Source organism: Tetzosporium hominis, assembly GCF_002265435.1.
Taxonomy (GTDB): domain Bacteria; phylum Bacillota; class Bacilli; order Bacillales_A; family Planococcaceae; genus Chryseomicrobium; species Chryseomicrobium hominis.
Genome location: NZ_NOKQ01000362.1, coordinates 1 through 273 on the forward strand (window position 1 = coordinate 1; position 273 = coordinate 273).

The 273-nt window shown below is 54.6% G+C and carries 1 protein-coding gene; it reads left to right on the top strand.

The annotated features are described in order from the left end of the window. Positions 1-80: 80 nt before the first annotated feature. Positions 81-273 (top strand): hypothetical protein (locus CF394_RS15315; protein WP_439332884.1); only part of this gene is annotated, 193 nt, incomplete at its 3' end.

Below are 273 nucleotides of genomic sequence, written 5' to 3' on the forward strand. Positions count from 1 at the left end.
GCGACCTGTTCGAATTGACGCGCAAATGGGCTTAGAGGTCGATTCGTCAGGGCTGGCCAGCGTTCTCAGAGTGGCTTGAAGTGGTGATCCAGCGTGTCGAAATGTACAATGCATCGCTTCCCGTTCCGCTTTCACTGGCTGAATGTCGGGCTATTGGCAAGAGCATTGCGAAATACACGCACAGGAACTTCACGCCGGAAACTTTCGCACAGTATGTGGCTGATACGCACACGCCAGAAATTCAGGCTGCACGCGGTCGCAAGGGCGGTTCTA